Below are 18,548 nucleotides of genomic sequence, written 5' to 3' on the forward strand. Positions count from 1 at the left end.
GCACCCGCTGTCTCGCTATGCAAGAAATGCGGCGCTTCTGCTGTCAAAATTGCACAAAATGGCCTGATATGACCCCAAAGTTACGCAACATTGTAAAATGCACATGACAGTCGACGGGGCGTTTCAAACACTCTGATACAAATGTTTATCGACCCTGATCAAGCTGAATGCGCTTTCTGAGCGGCTCGGCATCGTCGGAAAAGGCGCGCCCTATAACGCGATATAACGCGACATAACGGCAAAGGGTGGCGCAACTTGAGGCTGGAGCGTCGTTCGGGAGAGGCGTTTCAAACGACATATGCCGACGGCGGAATTGCTTCCCGCGCGGGAAACGAAAAACCCGCTGCCGCACGGCCTGCAAGGCAAGCCGGCAAACAACGGGCCAGGTACGAACAGGGGCGCGGCGCGCCTACCGCGCGCCGGAACAGCACCCTTTGGATTTAGAACTTGTGGCGGATCGCCGCGCGGAACGCGAACTGATGCTGCGACGACGACACGCCGGCCGAACCCGGAATATAGGCGTCGTCGAGGATCGTGCCGGTCCGGTCGCCAGCCACCTTCTGGTAGGCGCCCTGCAGATAGACGTCGGTGCGCTTCGACAGGTTGTAGTCCGCCATCAGGCCGAACGTGTGGTACTTGGGCTCGGGGTTGCCCGTCGAGGCATCGAACTTCGACAGCGTGTAGACGTACTGCGCGCCCACGAAGAACGACGGCGTCAGCTGGTACTTGCCGTTCACTTCGAAGTTCTGGTACTTGAGCGACGACGGGTTCTCGCCCGACGGCAACGCAATCGAGCCGACGTAGGCCGAACTGACCGGTTGCGTCACGTTGGTGTTCGTGTACGCGAAGCCGACCGTCGCGGGCCCGAACGTGTAGTTGACGCCACCGCCGAAGATGCGCAGGCGCCTCGAGTCGAAGTTCTCGTCGTCGCCGGGGCCGGCAATCGCGCCGCCCGACGTCGTGCCCGGATTGTTGGCCTGCAGGTAGGCGGCCGCAACGAGCAGGCCGCCGTTCGCGTACTGAGCCCCCAGGCTGTACTGGCGATTGTTCGCGAAGTTCGTCGAGTTGCTGAAGCTGTACGTGCCGCCGAACTGGAAGCCGGAGATGTCCGGGCTCGCGTACTTGACGGTGTTGTTGACGCGGAACGAGTTGTCCGTGTTGTCGTTGTCGTACGGGTGCGAGAGCAGGTAGCCGCCCCAGTTGCCGTTTGCCGTGGTCTGCGCAAGGTAATCGACCAGCGAGTCGTACTGGCGGCCCAGCGTGACCGTACCGTACTGGCTGGAGGTCAGGCCGACGAAGGCCTGGCGCCCGAACATCCGGCCGCCCTGGCCGAGACGGCCCGAGTTCACGTCAAACCCGTTTTCCAGCGTGAAGATCGCCTTGAGGCCGCCGCCCAGATCTTCCGCGCCCTTCAGGCCCCATCGGCTGCCCTGGGCATAGCCGCTCTCGAGCTGATACGCCGAGTGGCCGCCCGAGTTGCTCGTGTAATTGAAGCCTTCGTCGATCACCCCGTACAGCGTCACGCTGCTCTGGGCAAATGCGGGCGCCGCGAAAGCGGCGAAGGCAGTGGATACGGCAAGCGCGATGACCTGTTTTTTCATGGATATCTCCGTTCCCTTTTGCTATTGGTTCTGACGTACTGCTTTCAGAAACTTGTTGTCTTTATGTCGCCCGCCGGGCCGTCTTGAAGCGGCCATCAAACCGGGCGAGATAGCGGAAATGATCGTTGCACGCCGAATTGGGCTCGTCTATTAGCGGGCGCTGCCCGTGACGAAATCGTTGCTAAATGCCCACGCCCGGTGCATCAATCCGGCAGATTGACTGTCTGCCCTGTTTCGGCCGCGGTTCGGCCGCATGTCGGGCGCATGTCGGGCGCAGTTCGGCGGGATGCTGGGCAACCTCAACCATTCGTAACATCAAGACGGCCATTCCTCTCACCTTTTACGGAACTCTGCACGCACCCCAGGGTCATCCCTAATCTTCGGGGTCGTCCCATGCGGATGGCGCCGTCCGTCGCCGTGCCGTCGAACCGCGTTCTTGCATCCCCTTTCGCCGGCATCGCTTCCGCTTTCTCTCGCGTGACGTCCGGCTGTCTGCGTCGCGCACGTTGCTGTTGCCCTGAATGCCCATGCAAGCTTCCGCGTCTTCGCGCCTTGTCGAACTGGATTTTTTCCGCGGGCTCGTACTGCTCGTGATCGTCGTCGACCATATCGGCGGCAGCATCCTCTCGCGGTTCACGCTGCACGCCTATGCCCTGTGCGATGCCGCCGAAGTGTTCGTGTTTCTCGGCGGCTACGCGACGGCCGTGGCCTATGGCGCGCTTGTGGCGCGCCGCACCGAGTCCGCGGCGCGCCAGCGTTTCCTGCGCCGCGCGTTCGAGATCTATCGCGCGTTTCTCGTCACAGCCGCGCTCATGCTGGTGGTCTCGGCCGTGATGCTGATGCTCGGCATCGACGCGCCCAACGTAACCACCGCCGACATCGAGGAACTCGCCGCCACGCCGCTCTCCGCACTGGCCGACATCCTGCTGATGCGCCGTCAGCCCTACCTCGCGGGCGTGCTGCCCATGTACGCGCTGTTCGCGCTCGCCGTTCCCGCGATGCTGCCGCTCGCCCGGCGCCGGCCGGTGGTGCTGCTCGTGGGCAGCATCGTGCTGTGGGCCGCGGCGCCTTACGCGGCGGACTGGCTGCCTCACGCCGAAGACGTCCAATGGGACTTCAATCCACTCGCCTGGCAACTGCTCTTCGTGCTGGGCGTGCTCGCGAAGTGCCAGCCCATCTATCAGCGCGTGAGCGCCCATCGTCTGGGCTGGCTCGTCACCGTGGCCGCGGGCGTGGCGTTCGTGGTTGCCGCCTGGTACCGGCTCGGCGTGGAGACCACCCCGCCCGACGGCAGCTTCAAGCAGAACCTGGCGTGGTTCCGCCTCGGCAACTTCATCGCGATTGCCTGGCTCGCGGCAGGACTTGTCGAAGCCGGCTGGGTCAGGAAGGTGGCGCGGGCGTTACCGTGGATCGGCCTCGTGGGGCGCAAAGGCCTGCTGTGCTTCGTGTGCGGCACGGCGATTTCGCTCGTGGTCGACTCGCTGCTCTTCAAGCTCACGGAGGGCTACCTCAACTACCCGCTGGGCCTTGCCGCCGATGCCATCGCCATCGGCACGCTGCTTCTCGTCGCGAAGAGTTCGGAGCCGATCACGCGTGTGCTCACGGTGCGGGTGAAGACGACGGCATAGCGACGGCTGACGCGATTCATCCGGCGCCGTGGCCGGAATAGCGAACGCCGCAGGCTAGTTACGCGACGGCCTGCCCGCGGCCGCCTGCTAGCATGGAGGCCCACACAGCGCGAGCCCTGCGCGGCTTTTCTTGCCCTTGCCTTCGATGCGCCGACTTCTCCGTCCTGTCTTTCGGTCCGTTCTGCTGTCTGTTGTGCTTTCCCTGGGCGCCGCTGCGGCCATGCAGGCTACGTCCGCGCAGGCCAGCACAGTATCGACCGCGACCTTCTACTCGCCCGCGCTGGCACGCGACTGGTCGTACGTCGTCTATCTGCCGACGGGGTACCGCAACGACGCGGGCCACTACCCCGTGCTCTATCTGCTGCATGGGAACAACGGCAACGCGATGGACTGGGTCACCCAGGGCCGGCTGCAGGCCACGGCGGACGCGCTGATCGAGCGCCACGCCATTGTGCCGGTGGTGATCGTGATGCCGCAGGGCGGCACGGACTGGTACGTGGACCGCAAGGAAAAAATCGAAAGCGCGTTCTTCGACGACCTGCTGCCCGAGATCGAGCGGCGCTACGCGGTGTCGAACCAGCGCAACGGGCGCGCCATCGGCGGGGTGTCGATGGGCGGCTTCGGCGCGCTGCGCTATACCCTGGAGCAGCCCGAGCGCTTCTGCGGCGCGCTGCTGCTGTCTCCCGCGGTCTATTCGAACGAGCCGCCGCTCTCGTCGGCCGCGCGCTATGTCGGCGTGTTCGGCGACCGGCAGTTCGACCCGCACATCTGGCACGCGCTCAACTACCCGGCGCTGTGGCAGGCCTATATGGCGAAGCCGTGGCACGTGCCGATGTTCATCGCCTCAGGCGACGGCGATCTCGTGATCCAGGCGGAGGCGTCGCAGCTGTACACGCGGCTGCGGCTCGCGAACAATCCGGCGGCCCTGAGGATTGTCGATGGCGGGCATACCTGGAACGTGTGGCGCGATCTGTTGCCGGCGGCGCTCACCTATACGCTCGACTGCGTGCGCTGAAGGCGCCGGCCATATCGCGGCGCAGCGGCGCAGCAGCCCGGCGGCGGTGAGGAGCGCAGGCGGCCAGTGCCGAAAAATCCCGGCCGCCCTGCCCACCCTGCCCGCTATACCAGCCCCACCCGAGCCTCACCACCTCACCGCCTCGCCGCCGTCTCGCCGCTGCCCGGCTGCAGCCACTCGTCCCACAGCACCATGAGGATGGTCATGAGCGCCGGCCCGATGAAGATACCCAGCAGCCCGAACGTCCCCGCCCCGCCCAGAATGCCGAACAGCACCAGCAGGAACGGCAGGCGCGAGGAGTTGCCGATCAGGACGGGCCGCACGAAATGGTCGGCCACGAAGGTGATGACGAAACCGGCGGCGGCAAGCGCGAACGCGGCCACCGTCGCACCCGGCACGAGGGCCAGCCACAGCGCCACGCCGCAGAACACGATGGGCGCGCAGAACGGGAGCATCGCGGCGACCGCGGTTACGGCGCCGAGCAGCGCCGCGTGCGGCACCCCGGCCATCGCGTAGCCGGCGCCGAGCAGCACGCCTTCACCCAGTCCAACCACCACGAGCCCGCTCACCGTCCCGCGCACCGCGGCGCCCATGCGTTGCGCGAGTTCGACGCCGCGCTGGCCGAAAGCGCGTTCGGCGCCGCGCAGGAGCGTGCCCGAGAGGCGCGGCCCCGCCTGGAAGATCACAAACACGGTCAGCAGCGTAAAGACGAAATGCAACAGCGCGTGGGCCGCGCGCAGCCCGAAGCGCTGGCCGAACGCCACCACGGCGTTGCCGTGCAGATCCTTCATGGCGGGCGACGCGCCGAGCGGCTGGGCGAGATTGGCCTGCCACCAGTCGGTCAGCTGGCGGCCGCCGAACGGCAGGTGCGTCACGAAATCCGGCACCGGCACGCCCGTTTCCTGCACGCTACGAACCCAGCCGATCAGGCTATGCGCCTCGCCGGCCGCCTGCGCAATGCCCAACGCCACCGGCAAAAGCACGAGCAGGCCGACGGCGAGCGTCAGCAGCGCCGCGATCAGCGTCGTGCGTCCCTTGAACCAGCGGCGGCTTTCGATGCCGCGAAAGGCCGGCCACAAAGCGATGGCGATGACACCCGCCCAGGCCACGGCGGGAATGAACTCGCGGACCATCCACAGCGCGAGGAGCACCAGCGCCGTATAGAGGACAGCGGCCGCGGCGCGCTGGGTCTGTTGCTGGGTGGTGAGTTTGGGAGCAGGCGAATGCGGGTTCATGTAACCTCGGGCACCGGGCGGCAGAGCGGCGCCTGCACACGCGCGGGCCGCCCGACCGCCAAAAGCCTCAATCTTAAGACAAGGCGCACCGTGCCCCGCCATGAGGCATCCGACGCGGGCGGACAGCCGCAACTGAGCGCAAGACACCGCAAAGATTGGGTCCAGGTCGTCGCGCGTAGGACAACACTGCGTTGCAAAAATGTTAGATATCGCAGCCGACGCCCGCGGAACCCCATTCGTTCGGCCTTCGCGCGATACCTCCGCGCATTGTTGCGTCTCGCGGAATGGTGTTTCAACCGCGACACAATGGCACTTGCTGCGCCGCAGGTCTACATTCGGCACACCTCTTCCTGGAGCCGACAATGAAGACCAGATTGTCCCTGCTTGCTCTTGACGGCGCGAACGGCGAACGGATCGAAATTCTCGAACAGTCCGACACGACGCTGGTGATCCGCTGGGTGGAACCCGGCCGATGTCACTACGGCGAACAGCGCTGGCGCCGCCGCTCGGCACACACCTCGGGGACATGCGCAGTCACGCGCCGCAAGATCCGCCGCGGCGACGCCGTTTTCAAGCCGGCCGAGCGGCCGGCTCCGCTGAATGCATCGGTGATGATCGCCGCCGAGGTATTCGGCAGCCTCGCCACGGCCGAGTAGTGGCGGCCGGAACAGTCGCAGCGAGGCACTCGAATAGTCGGCCGCGCGGGTAGCCCACCAGCCAGCCAACGCTGGAACACGGCGCAGGACGCGCGGTGCGGGCCACCGCCGAACCAGCCGTCCAGCCGCTCAAGGCCCTCAAGGCGCTCGATACGCTCAAGGCCGGCCCAAGCCCTCCGGCATCTACGCCGCCAGCGGCGCAGCCACTTCACGGGCTGCTGCGCCCATCGGCAGCGGCATGGCCTGCCCCTCGTCGCGAACCGGCTTCGCGGGCTTGCCCGCCCGCGACGGCGGCTGGCAGATCGCACAGGCTTTGTTGCGCCGCAGTTCGTATTTGTGGCCGATGAATTTGCCGCTGCAGCGCGAACACTGCGTCATTTCCAGAAGGCCGCCGTTGAAGAAGCGCACGAGCGTCCAGGCGCGCGTGAGGTCGAGCTGCGGTTCGAGCCCGGCATGCGTGCAGTGCTCGCGATAGAGCCGGTACCCCTTCGTGAGCGCATCCAGATGCGAGCACTTCGCCTCGTTCTTGAGAAACACGTAGGTGTTGTAGAAGAGCGAGGCGTGGATGTTCGCCATCCATGTCATGTACCAGTCCGCCGACGACGGCAGCATCCCTTTCGGCGGCGACTCGCCCTTCACTTCCCGATACAGCCTGACGAGGCGGTCGCGCGGCAGCGCGAGTTCGCTTTCGAGCACCTGCATGCGCGCGCCCAGCTCGATCAATGCAATGGCGCGCAGGACTTCCTGGGCGTCTTCCGTCAGGCTTCTCGTGGGCATGGTGCTTCCTGGGTTCGGTGAGTGGCGTGAAACGAGCAACGTGAAATGAACGACGTAAAACAGGCAACGCGAAGGGCGCGCCGATCAGGCGAACTGTTCGGCCGGCCGGCCCGACAGCAGGACAGCCGTGTGGGTTTGCGCAAAGCCGGCGGTCTTGTCCTGTGACATCAGCGCGCCAAGCATCGCGTGGTCGTTGAAACGGAAGAAGCACAACAGCTGGTCGCAGGCCGCGAGCTTCACCGTCTGCGCGAGCGACAGGCCCGAAAGCAGGTCGGCGAGCGGCTCCGAAAGGCCGAGGCGGAACATGCCCGCCGGGCGGTCTTCGCGCAGCAGGCGCTGGGCGAGCATCAGATAAGACAGATTGATTTCGCGGATCGATTCCAGCGCGTCGCAGCTCTTCATGGCCATTCCTGGTGAGGTGGGTCCGGATTGAAACGTGGGTTGAAACGTGGGTTGAAACTTCGGTCCTGACTTCGATTCGCACTGCCTATGCCGCTAAACCGGCGACTAGGCAGCGACTCAGGCAGCAACTAAGCAGCAACTAAGCAGCGACTAAGCAGCAACTAAGCGGCAACTCAGGCAGCGACTGCAACCAGCAGCTCAGCCTCAGCCGCCGTGTTGCTTCAAACAGCATGGACGCTCGCCACACCCGACGCAATGAGGCTTCGCGCCAGTTCGCGCAGCAGATGCTGCGTCAGGGCGCCTGCGCCACCTTCGGCGAGGCGAAGCAGTTCGATCAGGTCCTGGGCGGTGCGGCTCATGAGCGTCTCCTGGTAGCCTGGCCCCGTCGTAACACCTACCTTGGGGCCGGCTCGTATCCCCGGCAAACGTGAATTTCTTGTGACGGAAGTATTGTTCAGCGCTAAGGCGAGCGAAATCAGCGGCGCCTGAAGATGGCGTAGTCACGTCCACCGTGCTGTCAGCGTTTTCCTACGCGTGCAAGGCGAGCGGGCTACAGGTGATGGGTTTCAAACGCAGGTATGGCAAGGGTTGCCGGATGGACCGCTGCGCAAGGGGTGAAAAGCAGGCGCTCGGCGGGCGAAAGTGGGGGCGCGAAGCGGTTCGAAACTCATCCGCCGCGCGCCGAATGGCGAGCGGCAACCGCGGATTCAACCAGGAAAGCGCACACCTCCCGGTGCAGACGCCGAACGCCAGGGCTCGTGGCCAGCGCGCGCCAGCAGCCATGCACGAGACCGTCCAGCACGACGAACCGGCTGCGTCCGCCCGCCGCCTCGACGCGCTGCGCAAACACACGTGCATCGTCGCGCAGCGGATCGTGCCGCACGGCAATCGCGAGCAGTGGTGGCAAACCGTCGAAACGCGCCGCGTCGAGCGGCACGGTCCACGCAGGCGCTGGCGCATCGGCCCAGTAATGGCGCGCGAACACGCGAACGTCGGCGAGGCTCAGCAGCGGCGCGTGCGCTTCGGTGTCGCGCGCCGGCTGCTGCGGCTCACGGGCCAGCATCGGATAGACGAGCGCCACGCCGTGCAACCGCTCTCGAGTCCGCATGGTTCCGGCCAGCCGCTCGTCGCGCAGCTTCAGCGCGACGCCTGCGGCCAGCGTGCCGCCCGCGCTGTCGCCCGCGAGCAGCACGGGTCCGACCACATCGGGAAACGGCAGGCGTGCGGCGAGCGCCGCGCGCGTCACCTCGAGGCAATCGTCATGCGCAGCCGGCGCGCGATGTTCCGGTGCGAGCCGGTAATCCACGGCGACGACGTCAAGCCCCGTGTCGGCGGCAAGCCGTGCCGTGATCGCCGCGTGGCTGTCCAGCGAGCCGAGCACGAAACCGCCGCCGTGAAAGAACAGCACGACGCCGCGCGGTCGCCGCGTATCGAGTGCCCGATACCGCCGCAGCGCAATCGCGTGCCCCGCCTCGCCTCGCCAGACGGCGTGATCGACCGCCACGTTCGGCGGCAACGCAGGGGCAAACGCCGCCGCATAACGGTCGTAGAGCGCGCGCTGTTGCTGCACAGGAAGCCGTGCGGCGCCGTCGGGATAGAACGCCAGCGTGCGTTCAGCGAAAGCCGCAATCTCTGGCTCCAGCATCGTCTCACCCGCTGCGCGTCATCAAGCCGGGCTCGCGAGGCGCTCAGGCGCCCCGCTTCTCGGGCAGCCCGATTACGCGGCCCACATACGCGGGCCGCGGCACGCCCGCCTCCATCGCCGCAAGCTCACGCACGCGGTCGAGCACGTCCGCATCGAAGGGCGCCGAACGCGGCCCTGTCGTATCGACATGCAGCAGCATCTGCTCGCCCGCCGCCACAGGCTCGTCGTGGCCATGAGCGAACAATTCCAGGTAGAGGTGCAGCCGCTTCGCGTCGTGCGCGAGCACGCGCATCTCGACGCGCACCGGCGTGCCCTCCTTGATCTCGTGCAGGTAGTGGATATGCGCTTCGAGCGTGTACACCGAGCGATGCCGCGTCTTGCGCGCGGCGTCGTCAAGGCCGATCGCGTCGAGCAGCGCGTCGGTGGCGAAGCTGAAAATCAGCATGTAGAACGCGTCGCGCAGATGGCCGTTGTAGTCCACCCACTCCGCGCGCACGGTATCGCGGTACTCCACGCGTTGCACAACCTTCTCCATCGCTCCTCCACTTGTCGTTGCGGGACGCTGCGCTTCACTCCTCGAAGCGCAGCCCGTGTTTCGCCTTCGCCTCGCCTACCGCCGTCAACACGTTCGTGATGCACTCGTCGCGATAGCGTTCGAGCGCCTTGATCGACCGTGGCCCGACCTGTTCCGCAGTGCCTGCCACCACGCGGTCGATCAGTTCGTCCGTGAGCTTCGGCGCCACGAGCTTCGTCCACGGCAATTCGAGCGCGGGGCCGAACTGCTGCATGAAGTGTCGCATGCCGGCGTCGCCGCCCGCGAGCGTGTAGGTCAGAAACGTGCCCATGAACGACCAGCGGATGCCCGCGCCGAAGCGAATGGCGTCGTCGATCTCGCCCGTCGTCGCCACGCCTTCGTTGACGAGGTGCAGCGCCTCGCGCCAGAGTGCTTCGAGCAGCCGGTCCGCGATGAAGCCCGGCACCTCCTTGCGCACCCGCAGCGGCCGCATGCCGAGGCCACGATAGATCGCCATCGCGGCCTCCACGGCGTCGGGCGCGGTGCGCTCGCCGCCCAGCACCTCGACGAGCGGCAGCAGGTAGACCGGATTGAACGGATGCCCCACCACGCAGCGCTCGGGATGCAAGGCGCTCGCGTAGAAGTCCGTGGGCAACAGACCCGAGGTCGACGACGCGATGATCGCCTCCGGTTTCGCGGCGCGGCTCACCTGCGCGTGCAGCGAGAGCTTGAGGTCCTCGCGCTCGGGCGCGCTTTCCTGAATGAAGTCCGCTTCGGCCACGCACGCTTGCACGGTGCTCACGAAGCGCAGCCGCTCGGGCGACGCGCCCGGCTTCAGCCCCACGCGTTCCAGCGCCGGCCACGCGTTCGCGACGTTGTCGCGCAACTGCTGTTCGGCGCCTGCACCCGGGTCCCAGGCTACGACGTCGAGCCCGTTCGCGAGCGCGCGCGCCACCCAGCCGCTGCCGATCACGCCGGCGCCGATCGCCGCAAAAGTCTTGATGTCCTCGATCACTGCCATTGCGCCTTGTCCTTTGATAGTCCTTCGAGAGTCCTTTGATTGCTGCCTGGCTGCGTGTTCAGACGAACGCCGCCACCGGCCGTCGTTCGAGCAGCCGTTCGCCGCGCGCGGGCAGGCCGAGCTTCGCGCGGCCTTCGGCCGGCGTAAGCACGCGGCCGCCCAGCCGCTCGACGATCTCGCGCGCCCGCTGCACGAGCGTGCCGTTACTCGCGTGCACGCCGCGGTCGAGCCAGAGGTTGTCTTCGAGCCCCACGCGCACGTGGCCGCCCAGCAGCATGGCCTGCGCGACCATCGGCATCTGCATGCGGCCGATGCCGAAGCCCGCCCACTGCGCACCTTGCGGCAGGTTGTCCACCATCGCCTTCATCGTGGTGGTGTCGGCGGGCGCACCCCACGGAATGCCGAGGCACAGCTGAAAGAGCGGCGGCGCATCGAGCAGCCCTTCCTTCAGCATTTGGTTGGCGAACCACAGGTGGCCCGTGTCGAAGATTTCGAGTTCGGGCTTCACGCCGAGCGCCTGGATGCGCTTCGCCCCCGCGCGCAGTTGCGCGGGCGTCGAAACGTAGATGGCGTCGCCGTCGCCGAAATTGAGCGTGCCGCAGTCGAGCGTGCAGATCTCGGGCAGCAGCTCCTCCACGTGCGCGAGCCGCGTGAGACCGCCCACCAGATCCGTGCCGGGACCGAAGCGCATGGGCTCCTCGCCGGGCCCGATCTCGAGGTCGCCGCCCATGCCCGCGGTGAGGTTGATGACGACGTCGGTGTCCGCCGAGCGGATGCGGTCCACCACTTCGCGGTAGAGCGCCGGATCGCGACTGCCGCGGCCGGTCTGCGGGTCGCGCACGTGGCAATGCGCGACGGTGGCGCCGGCCTTCGCGGCCTCGATGGCGGCCTCGGCAATCTGCTTCGGCGTGACGGGAATGGCGGGATGCCTGCCGACCGTGTCGCCGGCGCCCGTGACCGCGCAGGTCACGATCACTTCGTAGTTCATGCGTGCTGTCCTGTCGTTGCGAATGGAATGGGTGCGTGTGCCTTGCGCGGGGCTTCTTTGGGCACGCCCCGCGCGACAACGTTCAGAGCCCGAGCCAGGCCTTCACCGCGGGCAGGCCGTCCTTGCCGTCGTAGGTCTTCACGCCGGCGAGCCACGCATCGAGCACCTGCGGGTTCTTGCGCAGATACGCCTTCGCGGCATCCGCGGGCTTTTCTTTCGCCATCACGGCCTGCATCACCTGGTTTTCCAGCTGCGTGGTGAAGCGCAGGTTCGAGACGAGCTTGCCCGCGTTCGGACAACGCGTAACGTAGTCCGGCGAAGTGAGCGTGTAGACACGCGCCTCGCCATAGTTCGGCCCGAACACGTCGTCGCCGCCCGCGAGATAGTTCATGCTCATTTCGATGTTCATGGGATGTGGCTCCCAGCCGAGGAACACCACCCATTTGTGGTCGCGAATGGCGCGCTGCACGGTGACGAGCATGCCTGCCTCGCTGGACTCCACGAGCTTGAAGCCCGCGAGCCCGAACTGGTTGGTGTCGATCATCTTCTGGATCTTCGCGTTCGCGCTGCTGCCGGGCTCGATGCCGTAGATCTTGCCGTCCAGCTGCTCGCGATGCTTCGCAATGTCCGCGAAGGTCTTGAGGCCCGCCTCGTACTCGTAGCTCGGCACCGCGAGCGTCGCCTTCGCGCCTGAGAGGTTGGGCGGTTCCAGCACCTGGATCGACTTCGCCGCCACGAACGGCGCAAGCGCCTTTTCCTGCACGGGCCACCAGTAGCCGAGCGAGACGTCGAGCTGCTTGCTCTTCAGGCCCGCGAACGAAATGGGCACGGAGGCGACCGTCGTGGTGGGCTGATACCCGAGCCCCTCGAACACGGCCGAGGCAAGCGCCGTGGTGGAGGTGATGTCGGTCCAGCCGATGTCGGCGAAATGCACGGCGCGGCAGCTGGGCGGATCTTGCGCCAGCGCGGGCTGCGCGGCCGTGGCGGCCAGCACGGTGGCGGTGGCCACGGTCGCCGCAAGGGCGTGGAGGCTTGACTTCATGGCGGTCCCCTTCTTTGGTGTATCCGGTTTATGAGTCGAGGCTGAAACGGTGGGTACGTCCTGATTGCGTGACGCTCTTCGCGTGACGTAAAAGTACAAGTCCATATTGGCCCCAAAGCGACCGGCTGCGACCCGTTCTTGCCCCGCTGCGACCATGAGGGAAAACCAGCAGAGGCGAGCTCGGGGACCGCGGCGCGGCACCAGCAGCGGCAGCGGCCCTGCAGCGGCAGCGGCGCCACGGTGCGTGCCGACACGGGCGCCAGGCATCGTCCTCAGGCACGCCCGCCCGCGCCTGGCCGGCCGCGCCTAGTCGGCCACACCTGGCCGCCTGAATATTGGCGCCTTGTCGGTGTCCATGCGGCTTGCTACGCTCGCCGCAAGCCGGCGGCGCCGCCGTCCGTTTCGTCTGATCGAGCAATGCCTGAAGACATCTCGTTCCTGCTGCTGCCGGGCTTTTCGGCTATCGGCTTCATGTCCGCCGTGGAGCCGCTGCGCGTCGCCAACCGCTTTCGCGGCGAGCTGTACCGCTGGCACATCCTGAGCGTGGACGGCGCGCCCGTCGCGGCGAGCAACGGCATCACGCTGAATGCAGAGGCCGCATGCGGCGACGCCGACGTGGGCAACGTCGGCACGCTCTTCGTCGTGGCCGGGTTCGAGCCGCTCGTCTGCTACACCCGCGCGTTGGGCAACTGGCTCGCGCGGCTCGACCGGGCGGGCGCGACGCTGGGCGGCATCGATACGGGCGGCTTCGTGCTGGCCGAGGCCGGCCTCTTTCGCAAGACCGATCGCCTCACGGTGCATTGGGAGGCGCTGTCGGCATTCCGCGAGCGCTACCCCGCGCTCGACGCGAGCCAGGAACTCTTCGAGATCGGCGAGCGACGCATCACGTGCGCGGGCGGCACGGCCTCCATCGACATGATGCTGGACCTGATCGGCCGCCGCCACGGCGCGGACCTCGCGGCGCAGGTGTCCGAGCAGTTCGTGCTCTCGCGCATTCGCCAACGCTCGGACCATCAGCGGCTCGAAATCGCGGCGCGCTACGGCGTGCACAACCGCAAGCTGATTCAGGTGATCGGCGCGATGGAACAGCACATGGAAGACCCGCTCTCGCCCGACGATCTCGCGAGCGAAGTGGGCGTGACGCGCCGGCAGCTGGAGCGGCTGTTCTGCTCCGCGCTGCAGGACACGCCCACGCACTTCTACCTTCAGTTGCGGCTCAACCGCGCGCGCGAATTGCTGCAGCAGACCGATATGTCGATTACGTCCGTGTGCGTGGCGTGCGGCTTCGAATCGCCGTCGCACTTCTCACGCACCTATCGCGCGCGCTTCGGCACGAGCCCGCGACGCGACCGGCGACCGCACGACGGGGCGCGTCGGAGCCAGAGAGAGGATGAGGAAGCGGTCGGGGCGGCGTGATGGGACGTGATGCGGAATGTGATGCGGGACGTGACACGGAACGTGTTACGGGACGTGATACGCGTGCCGGCCGACGCGAAGCCGCGCATTACTGACGCATCACTGAGGCACGCGCCGCAAAGCACGTCGCAAAACACGCCTCGATCGCGGCCTTCACCTTCACTACCGCCGCGTCGCGCAGCGCGCTGCTGCGCCAGCCCAGTTCGACGGGATAAGCCGGCAGATCCATGGGGCACGGCAGGCGCCGCAGGCCCGTCACGCGCGCAATCGCGTCGGCGGCGTGTGCGGGAATCGTCGCGACGGCGCGCGAGCCTTTGAGCAGCCACGGCAGCGCCGCGAAATGCGTGGTCGAAGCGAGCACCGTGCGCTTCAGCCCGAGCGCCGCGAGCGCTTCGTCCACGATGCCCACCACGCCGCCCGACGAAATCAGCAGGTGCCCCAGCGACACATACTGTTCCAGCGTGAGCGCGTAGCCGACATCGGGCACCGCATCGCCGTCCAGCAGACACGCATAGCCGCCCTGCCCGACCACCTCGTGGCCGAGGCGCGCGCCGAAACCGCCGGCAGCAATCGCGAGATCCATGTCTTGCCGCGCGAGCGCCTCGCTCACGATCTGGCTATGGGTCTGCCGGAAGATCACGCGCAGGCCCGGCGCCTCGCGCGCCACGCGTTCCATGATGGGCCGGCCAAGGGCGAGTTCGAAGTCGTCGGAAAGGCCGATCGACACCGCGCGGCCATGAAATGCGGCCGTATCCGGCGAGGCCATGGCGAGGCTCTGGCGGCAGCGGTCCAGCGCCTCGCTGATCACGGGCTTCAACTCGCGCGCCCGTGCCGTGGGTGACAGGCCGCGCCCCGTCGGCACGAAGAGCCGGTCCGCGTACAAGGTGCGCAGCCGCCCCAACGCCGCGCTCACGGCGGACTGCGTCATGTCGAGCCGGATCGCCGCGCGGCTTGCGCCGCCCTCCTCGAACAGCGCCTCGAAGATCGTGAGCAGGTTCAGGTCGACGCCGGAGATATCACCGCGGTTCATAGCTGAAAGTTGGAGTGCACGTGTTGCGGGCGCCGCTGCCGCGCCATGATGAGGGCCTTCATTGTTCCCGAGAGGAGTCCGCCATGCCCCGATCCGTTGTTGCCGCATTGCAGATAGGCGCGTCCCCGCGCGGAAAGGCCGACACGTTGCAGCACATTCTCTCGTTCGAAGAACGCATCCGCGCCGGGGGCGCGAAGCTGGTGATTATGCCGGAAGCCCTGCTGGGCGGATATCCGAAGGGCGAGATCTTCGGCACGCGGCTCGGCTACCGCTTGCCCGAAGGCCGCGAGGCGTTCGCGCGCTACTACGACAACGCGATCGACGTGCCGGGACCGGAGACCGAAGCGCTCGCCGAACTCGCCACGCGCTGCGAGGCCACCCTCGTGATCGGCGTGATCGAGCGCGCGGGTAGTTCGCTCTATTGCACGGCGCTCTTCTTCGACCCGGGCGCAGGGCTCGTGGCAAAGCATCGCAAGCTGATGCCCACGGGAACGGAGCGCCTGATCTGGGCGCAAGGCGACGGCTCCACGCTGCCCGTAGTCGAAACAGCCGCGGGCACGGCGGCCGCGGCAATCTGCTGGGAGAACCACATGCCGCTGCTGCGCACCGCGATGTACGCGAAGGGCGTGCAGGTATGGTGTGCGCCGACGGTGGACGAACGCGACGTCTGGCAGTGCTCGATGCGCCACATCGCGCACGAGGGCCGCTGCTTCGTGGTGAGCGCCTGCCAGGTGCAGCCCTCGCCCGCGGCGCTCGGCATCGAGGTGCCGGGCTGGGACCCGGACCGGCCGCTCATCAACGGCGGCAGCGTGATCGTCGGCCCGTTGGGCGATGTGCTCGCGGGACCGCTGCGCGGCGAGACGGGACTCGTCACGGCCGAAATCGACACCGACGAGCTGGTGCGCGCGCGTTACGACTTCGACGTGGTGGGCCACTACGCGCGGCCCGACGTGTTTTCGCTCACGGTGGACGAACGCCCGAAGCGGACGGTCGCGTTCCAGCGCGAAGCGTGAAGTGTGGTCCGGTCCGCGCGGTGCAGCGCTATGTAGAGGCCATGCAGCGCCATGCGACATGAGGCTGCATGACGCCGCGGACCGGACCCGTTCGCTCAAAGGCGAATGCGCTTCAAGCCACGAAGCACGCTCAGAACGAATGCCGCATGCCGATGCGCACGTCCGCCTGCGTCGTGGTGGTGGACGGCGTGAAGCTGTAGCCGATCACCGCATTCACGCCGCTCGATGCCTTGAGCCAGTCGCCGGAGATGTACACGTCCGTGCGCTTCGAAAGCAGATAGTGGAGCCCTGCGGACAGCTGGTTCCAGTGGTGCCCTTCGAAGTGCGTGTACTGGTAGCCGCCAATCGCACTGAACGCCGGCGTGACCTGCCAGCTCGCGCCGCCTTCGGCCACCTGCATGTGCGAGGTGTTGCCGAACGCCTTGATCTGCGTGTACGTGAAATTACCCATCAGCGTGACGTTGCCGATGGCATAGCTCGACCCGATGCCGAACGTGCCCTGGCGATCCACGGGGAAGGAGTTGCTCGAATAGAGGTCCGTGATCGCGCCCGTTGCCGGATCCACGCTGATGGTCGGACGGCCGAGGAAGGTGCTCGTGCCGATCATCGCGTACGGGTCGAACGCGTAGATGCCGTGCGGATTGTTGAGCTGCGTATACGCGGCGCCCAGCGTGAACGGCCCGTTCGCGTAGTGCGCGCCCACGCTCCATGCGCTGTCCTGATGGAAATTGCCCGCCACGTTGCCGAACGAATACATGCCGCCGAACATGAAGCCCGCGAACTCGTTCGAGAGGAACTTCACCGAATTCGGCAGACGGTCGCCGTTGAAGCGGTCGAAGTCGCCCTGGTGGATCGCGTAGCCGGAGGCCCACGCCGACACGTTGTTGAGGTAGACCATCTCCTCGGTCATGTCGAGCTGATTACCGAACGAGAGCGTGCCCCACTTGTTCGAGAGACCCACGTACGCCTGGCGCCCGAATTCCGCACCGCCGAAACCGGTCTGCCCGTTGCCCAGGTGGAAGCCGTTTTCCAGCACGAAGACGGCGGACAGGCCACCGCCCAGGTCCTCGGTGCCCTTCAAGCCCCAGCGGTTGCCGTACGAAATGCCGTCGTCGAACTTCACGACGTGCGAGCCGCCCGTGTTGTTCACCCACGTAATGCCGGCATCGAGGATGCCGTACAGCGTCACGCTGCTCTGTGCGTGGCTCACGGCCGGCATGCCTGCGAGCGCAAGCGCGACCCCTGAAAGTGCGGCGTTCAGTCTTTTCATCGTTGGCTTCTCTTGTCGGTCTGGACGGATGGAGGGCTTCGGCTACACGGACATCAATACGCGGGTCGTCGTCTTCGCCCGGATCGCACGTGCCGCGTCAAAGCACGGTCGCCGCCGCGTATCCCCATTGCATGACGCGCGCGACGATGAAGGCACAGTACAAGCCCATATTTCGTGCAACGCGACCGAAGGCGACATCGATTGGTCTGATTGCGACACCAGGGGAAAACGAGAATGGGCCCGCATGCATGCCGGGCCCATTCCTGTTCGACTGCTGTTGAATTCCATTCAGGGATGCGATACGTCGGAGACCTAATGCAGTCCGAGCGAGGCATTCACGGCTTGCAGGCCGTCCGCGCCGTTGACGGTGGTGACGCCCTTGAGCCACGGCTGCAGCAGCGCAGGATTGCTCTGCAGCGCGCGCCGTGCCGCGGTGTTCACGTCCACCTTGTCCTGCAGCACGTTCGCAATGATGTGGTTCTCCAGATCGACGTTGAACGTGATCTGCGTGAAGAGGCGCGCAAGGTTCGTGCACTCGCCGGCAAAGCCCGCACGCGTGACCGTATTGACCGTGGCGCCCCCGTAGTTCGGCCCGAAATACGCGTCGCCGCCGCCCAGATACGTCAGGTGGAACTTCGTGTTCATCAGATGCGGCTCCCACGCGAGGAACACGATCCACTTGTGGTCGCGCACCGCGCGCTCCACCTGCGTGAGCATGCCCGTTTCGCTCGATTCCACGATGGACCAGCTGCCCAGTTCATATGCCTTGTCGGCAATCATCTTCTTGATGTTCTGGTTGGCGGGTGCGCCGGGCTCGATGCCGTAGATGTGCTTGTCGAACTGGTCCGCGTGCTTCGCGAGGTCGGCGAAGGTATGCACGCCTGCGTCCGCCACGTAGTCGGGCACGGCGAGCGTGAACTTCGCGTTGGTGAGATTGGCGTGCAGCACGTCGATGGCGTGTTCGTCCACGAACGGTTTCACGAGCGGCCCCTGGGCCGGCATCCAGTTGCCGAGGAATACGTCGATTTGCCCTTTTTTCAGGCCCTGGTACGTGATGGGCACCGAAATGTTGGAGACGTTCTGCTGATAGCCGAGCGCCTTCAGGATCACGCCCGTCACGGCGTTGGTCGCGTCGATGTCGGTCCAGCCCGGGTCCGCCATGCGAACCGTGGTGCAGGCCGGCGGTTCGGCGGCGTTCGCCGTGGACGTCGCCGCGGCGAACGGCATGGCAGTGGCAACGGTGCACAGCAGCACTGCAATCCAGCGGTGTTTCATTGAGGCCTCCATCTTGAATG

General features: G+C 66.5%; 18 protein-coding genes. 5 read left to right on the top strand and 13 right to left on the bottom strand.

What is annotated here, in order from left to right:
* Window positions 1-440: 440 nt before the first annotated feature.
* A complete protein-coding gene (locus PKKP23_RS14840; RefSeq protein ID WP_126877457.1) occupies window positions 441-1,601 on the bottom strand; it encodes a porin in 1,161 nt (386 codons plus the stop codon).
* A 527-nt stretch (window positions 1,602-2,128) separates the two neighbouring features.
* Here PKKP23_RS14840 and PKKP23_RS14845 point away from each other — a divergent pair.
* The gene (locus PKKP23_RS14845; protein WP_017776008.1) at window positions 2,129-3,229 is read left to right on the top strand and encodes an OpgC domain-containing protein; all 1,101 of its coding nucleotides are present in this window, start codon (window positions 2,129-2,131) and stop codon (window positions 3,227-3,229) included.
* A gap of 220 nt (window positions 3,230-3,449) precedes the next feature.
* Complete coding sequence (locus tag PKKP23_RS14850) at window positions 3,450-4,244, top strand: alpha/beta hydrolase (protein ID WP_126877458.1); 795 nt, start codon at window positions 3,450-3,452, stop codon at window positions 4,242-4,244.
* 134 nt (window positions 4,245-4,378) lie between these two features.
* Here PKKP23_RS14850 and PKKP23_RS14855 read toward each other — a convergent pair whose 3' ends face one another.
* Complete coding sequence (locus PKKP23_RS14855; protein ID WP_126877459.1) at window positions 4,379-5,479, bottom strand: AI-2E family transporter; 1,101 nt, start codon at window positions 5,477-5,479, stop codon at window positions 4,379-4,381.
* Window positions 5,480-5,841: 362 nt separating this feature from the next.
* Here PKKP23_RS14855 and PKKP23_RS14860 point away from each other — a divergent pair, with 362 nt between their 5' ends.
* Window positions 5,842-6,135: a DUF3331 domain-containing protein gene (locus PKKP23_RS14860; protein ID WP_114812497.1), complete on the top strand. Its 294-nt coding sequence runs from the start codon at window positions 5,842-5,844 to the stop codon at window positions 6,133-6,135.
* Window positions 6,136-6,318: 183 nt separating this feature from the next.
* Here PKKP23_RS14860 and flhC read toward each other — a convergent pair whose 3' ends face one another.
* From flhC to PKKP23_RS14900, 8 genes are all read right to left on the bottom strand, one after another.
* Window positions 6,319-6,912, bottom strand: coding sequence for a flagellar transcriptional regulator FlhC (gene flhC, locus PKKP23_RS14865; RefSeq protein WP_126877460.1), 594 nt, complete (start codon window positions 6,910-6,912; stop codon window positions 6,319-6,321).
* Window positions 6,913-6,996: 84 nt separating this feature from the next.
* Window positions 6,997-7,314, bottom strand: a complete 318-nt coding sequence (flhD, locus tag PKKP23_RS14870) for a flagellar transcriptional regulator FlhD (RefSeq protein WP_017776003.1) — start codon at window positions 7,312-7,314, stop codon at window positions 6,997-6,999.
* A 221-nt stretch (window positions 7,315-7,535) separates the two neighbouring features.
* The gene (locus PKKP23_RS34120; protein ID WP_126877462.1) at window positions 7,536-7,673 is read right to left on the bottom strand and encodes a hypothetical protein; all 138 of its coding nucleotides are present in this window, start codon (window positions 7,671-7,673) and stop codon (window positions 7,536-7,538) included.
* Window positions 7,674-7,981: 308 nt separating this feature from the next.
* Complete coding sequence (locus PKKP23_RS14880; protein WP_126877463.1) at window positions 7,982-8,959, bottom strand: alpha/beta hydrolase; 978 nt, start codon at window positions 8,957-8,959, stop codon at window positions 7,982-7,984.
* Window positions 8,960-9,002: 43 nt separating this feature from the next.
* Window positions 9,003-9,494 carry a thioesterase family protein gene (locus PKKP23_RS14885; RefSeq protein ID WP_126877464.1) on the bottom strand — a complete coding sequence of 164 codons (492 nt, stop codon included), beginning with the start codon at window positions 9,492-9,494 and terminating at the stop codon, window positions 9,003-9,005.
* Window positions 9,495-9,528: 34 nt separating this feature from the next.
* Window positions 9,529-10,494: an L-carnitine dehydrogenase gene (locus PKKP23_RS14890; RefSeq protein WP_126877465.1), complete on the bottom strand. Its 966-nt coding sequence runs from the start codon at window positions 10,492-10,494 to the stop codon at window positions 9,529-9,531.
* Window positions 10,495-10,552: 58 nt separating this feature from the next.
* A complete protein-coding gene (gene cdhC / locus PKKP23_RS14895; RefSeq protein ID WP_126877466.1) occupies window positions 10,553-11,482 on the bottom strand; it encodes a 3-dehydrocarnitine:acetyl-CoA trimethylamine transferase CdhC in 930 nt (309 codons plus the stop codon).
* A gap of 82 nt (window positions 11,483-11,564) precedes the next feature.
* Window positions 11,565-12,524: a choline ABC transporter substrate-binding protein gene (locus tag PKKP23_RS14900; RefSeq protein WP_126877467.1), complete on the bottom strand. Its 960-nt coding sequence runs from the start codon at window positions 12,522-12,524 to the stop codon at window positions 11,565-11,567.
* A gap of 417 nt (window positions 12,525-12,941) precedes the next feature.
* On the opposite strand from PKKP23_RS14900, the gene PKKP23_RS14905 reads away from it, so the two are divergent.
* Window positions 12,942-13,940 carry a GlxA family transcriptional regulator gene (locus tag PKKP23_RS14905; protein ID WP_126877468.1) on the top strand — a complete coding sequence of 333 codons (999 nt, stop codon included), beginning with the start codon at window positions 12,942-12,944 and terminating at the stop codon, window positions 13,938-13,940.
* Window positions 13,941-14,028: 88 nt separating this feature from the next.
* Here PKKP23_RS14905 and PKKP23_RS14910 read toward each other — a convergent pair whose 3' ends face one another.
* Window positions 14,029-14,970, bottom strand: coding sequence for a LysR family transcriptional regulator (locus tag PKKP23_RS14910; protein WP_126877469.1), 942 nt, complete (start codon window positions 14,968-14,970; stop codon window positions 14,029-14,031).
* Between the two features lie 83 nt (window positions 14,971-15,053).
* Between PKKP23_RS14910 and PKKP23_RS14915 the strand changes: the two genes are divergently transcribed.
* Window positions 15,054-15,983, top strand: coding sequence for a carbon-nitrogen hydrolase family protein (locus PKKP23_RS14915; RefSeq protein ID WP_126877470.1), 930 nt, complete (start codon window positions 15,054-15,056; stop codon window positions 15,981-15,983).
* 130 nt (window positions 15,984-16,113) lie between these two features.
* Here the strand turns inward: PKKP23_RS14915 and PKKP23_RS14920 are convergent, their stop codons facing one another.
* A complete protein-coding gene (locus PKKP23_RS14920) occupies window positions 16,114-17,253 on the bottom strand; it encodes a porin (RefSeq protein WP_017775993.1) in 1,140 nt (379 codons plus the stop codon).
* Window positions 17,254-17,565: 312 nt separating this feature from the next.
* Complete coding sequence (locus PKKP23_RS14925) at window positions 17,566-18,528, bottom strand: choline ABC transporter substrate-binding protein (protein ID WP_126877471.1); 963 nt, start codon at window positions 18,526-18,528, stop codon at window positions 17,566-17,568.
* Window positions 18,529-18,548 lie beyond the last annotated feature (20 nt).

It is taken from the genome of Paraburkholderia kururiensis JCM 10599 = LMG 19447, assembly GCF_003986935.1.
Lineage (GTDB): Bacteria > Pseudomonadota > Gammaproteobacteria > Burkholderiales > Burkholderiaceae > Paraburkholderia > Paraburkholderia kururiensis.